The organism is Empedobacter sp. GD03739 (genome assembly GCF_029843245.1).
Classification (GTDB): Bacteria; Bacteroidota; Bacteroidia; order Flavobacteriales; family Weeksellaceae; genus Empedobacter; species Empedobacter falsenii_B.
The window spans coordinates 1-3,246 of the sequence record NZ_JAOCHX010000088.1 but is presented as its reverse complement, the minus strand read 5'-3'; the positions used below and the strand labels follow the sequence as shown (position 1 = coordinate 3,246).

Genomic DNA, 3,246 nt, shown 5'->3' with positions numbered 1-3,246 from the left:
CACAGAAACCGTACGTTCAAACCTTTGCAAAAGCTCCGCAAAATCCCGGAACTTCGCGCTTTGCCTGATTGATGATTTTGTTTTCTCTGAGCTCGTCTAAACTCTTTTTTTTGTAGCCATTTTACTGATTTTTAATTAGTTTTACAAAGTAACTAAATATAGCGCTGAGAAAGCTACCGAAGGTTTAGTTCAACAAGGTATTGCCAAAAGCGGGGCTGAACAGCTTCGATTGAGCATTTGTGCAAAGTTCAACTTTCGTCCTTCGATTGAACATTTGTGCTAAAAATCCCCGCCTTCGGCAATACCCAAAACGTTGGCAGACATTTTGGAAAATCGTGCTGCAAACAACAATCACTTAAAATAATAAATTATGAAGTTAAAGTTGTTAATAATCTTTTTGACGTTACTAAAAAATATTTCATATTCACAACCAAAAGACACAATTTACGGCAAAATAAAGTCCATTAGAGAACAACTTCTATTTTTAGATGAAAATCGACAAAATAGAAAACTATTCAGTACCGAAGGTGATTACGGACATAATGGTTTTTTAAGCGAAGAATATACAAAAAGAAGATTTAATATTTGGTGGTATCAAACTTATTGGGTTCACTATATTAATTACTATAAAGAATTTGACATCAACAATAAACTATTAAAAGTCATATGGTATTATAAAGACCAGACGATTTTAAATTCTTGTGAAAACGAATATGATAAAGAGGGTAAGTTAGTAAATCAAAAATTTAATTCTTATAAATTTTCAAATACAACTAATCTTTATGATAAAAACAATAATTTGATTTTATCAAAAAATATTGATTCGGATAAAAAGTATTAACGTTACAAATTTATAAAAAAAAACAAATCGGAATAACATTAATTGCTATTCCGATTTGTATAAAGTGTAATTTAAAATATTATCTTAATTCTCCAATTAATGGCACTTGTTCTAATAAGGCTTGACGTATAGTGTTTTCAATATACATTTCCGCTTGGATGAATTTAGCAGCTTCCACAGGTGTAATAACTTTTGACATTTTTTTATAAGTTGAACCCCATAAAGATGTCATTTCTTTTTGAACATCAAGAGCATTTTTCATTATAGCATTGATGCTTTCTGGTGTAAAATTCTCGTAAATTTCAGCGTATTTTGTAATGTTTTGAATACGTTTTAAACCAATGGCTCTTCTGCTGTTTTCATAGGTTTCGTATAATTTCCAAAATTCAGCAGCTTTCGATTCGTCAACTTTCATATAATTTTCAATCAACGTTCTTTTTTCAATACCAAAAGCGTTTTGAAAGATAGCTACTTCATCTTTTTCAGTTTGTGAAAATAATGGCAATGCAATTAAAGCAAATACTAAGGATAAAATAAATTTTCTCATTTTTTAGTTGTTTTAATGTTAGTTTTAATAAGATATAATCAAAAATATCTTTCAAATATATAAATAAAATCAATACTGTCCTAAATAAATTTTAGGTTTCACAAATTTATTAAATCTATTGAGTTTATTGACCGAAAAACTCAATAATCAGAACAAAACCCCTTGTATAGTAATTTCTTGCTTTTGAAAGTGTTCTTCAAATGGTTTATCGAGCCATTTTTGGAGTTCAATTTTCACAAATAAATTGAGTCTAATAAATGCCACTAAATTTGATAAATGCCAATTATACCGAGCCATTGCTTTTAATGCTTTAAGGACAAGTATTGTTATTAAAGCTGTCCATATTTGTATCATTACTGCATTTTGTGTTGTTCCTACAAAGGATTTTATATGTAATAATTGTTTTATTTCTCTAAAGAATATTTCTACTTGCCAACGGCTTTTATACAGTTCACTTATGGTATTTGGCGACCAAATGAATTGGTTTGTGATGAGTTCAATAGTTTGCTGATTTTGTTCATTCCAAACCACAACGCGTCTCAATTTCTTTGGATATTTATCTTTTGATGTTTGATTTTTCAATTCAATTATTTCATCCTTTAGGATGTGTTGATGCGTTTTTTCAGGCAATTCATTTTCTTTTATAGTGAGATATTGAAGATTTTCTTTATGTCTAATTACAAAGAAAACATTTTTGCTGTCCCAAAGGTTTAGCAGATAAAAATCATTATAAAAACGGTCGGCCACAATAACACTGCCTTTGATTAAAGGCACGTCGTAAGCTCCTTTATTGTCGGCTGTTTTGCCATCTGTAATATTGATATAGGATGGCAGATTACCATCATAATCAAGCAATGTGTGCATTTTTACAGCGCCTTTTGCAGTCTTGTATTTTGCCCAATCAAACAGACTTAAACACATTGATATCGTGGTGGAATCTAAAAGAAATATTTTGCTCTTAATTTTAAATTTTACTTGCTTGAACTTGGCTTGCTGTCCTAAAGAATTTAATAGTTCAAAATAATACGATTTAAAGAGTTCCCAATCTCGATGCTTGTTTTGATAACTTATAGTTGATTTTGACGGAGCGCGCTCAACTCCTAAATGATTTAAATTTCCAGTAGCAGAACGAAGTCCGTTACTAATATCACGTACAGATTGACTCTTAGCAAATTGACAAAATAGCATTGAAACTAAATGCGTCCAAGATGAAAAACCCTTTTGATGCTTATCGGTTTGTTTTTCTTTTACAAGTTTGTTAAATTTTGAACGATCGAGTTTACTAATAATTTGAGAAAACAATGTTACATTTGTCATAAGAAAGGATGGTTTTTTGGTCAACCTCAAAGATAATCTTTGAGTTAAAAACTTCCTTTCTTTATTAAATCGTTTTGGACGCTATTGATTTTGAATATGTATTTGATGACAAAAAAAATTGGATTGAACAAACAAAATCAATTAATGGAAAAAAATTATATGTTTGGAAAAGAGAAATAAAATACTTTGAATAAAAACGTCAGCCAATAGCTAAGTTTTCGTTGCGTGCGAAGCACGAACAATGAAAACCCTGTTGAACGGAAGCTTCGGGAGCTTTTTGCTGGGTATTTTCCCACACTATGGGTTTATCGACAAAAGATTTTTAGAGATACAAGCGACTTTGAGAAGAGTCTCTTTTTTTGTGGGCGATTTTGGTGGTTTTTTCTTGGTTTTATTGTGTTTTCTTTCACGTTTAGACATAAAATCCCTTACCCAAATCCGCTAAAATGCAGATTTAGGAGCAGATAAATTTTGGCTCATCTCCAAAAACCATTGCGGCGGACCTCGAAGATCGAACGTGGCAATCGTTACCAAATTTCCA

Annotated in this window: 3 protein-coding genes; 1 reads left to right on the top strand and 2 read right to left on the bottom strand. The window is 30.8% G+C overall.

Annotated features, from left to right (window positions below; all coding sequences use genetic code 11):
• Positions 1 to 370: 370 nt before the first annotated feature.
• Positions 371 to 841, top strand: coding sequence for a hypothetical protein (locus N5E64_RS15445; RefSeq protein ID WP_089770025.1), 471 nt, complete (start codon positions 371 to 373; stop codon positions 839 to 841).
• Between the two features lie 79 nt (positions 842 to 920).
• Here the strand turns inward: N5E64_RS15445 and N5E64_RS15440 are convergent, their stop codons facing one another.
• Both N5E64_RS15440 and N5E64_RS15435 read right to left on the bottom strand, forming a co-directional pair.
• On the bottom strand, positions 921 to 1,388 hold the full coding sequence (locus tag N5E64_RS15440) for a hypothetical protein (RefSeq protein WP_280038274.1): 468 nt from the start codon (positions 1,386 to 1,388) through the stop codon (positions 921 to 923).
• 147 nt (positions 1,389 to 1,535) lie between these two features.
• Positions 1,536 to 2,705, bottom strand: a complete 1,170-nt coding sequence (locus N5E64_RS15435; protein WP_089770023.1) for an IS4 family transposase — start codon at positions 2,703 to 2,705, stop codon at positions 1,536 to 1,538.
• Between the last annotated feature and the right edge of the window lie 541 nt (positions 2,706 to 3,246).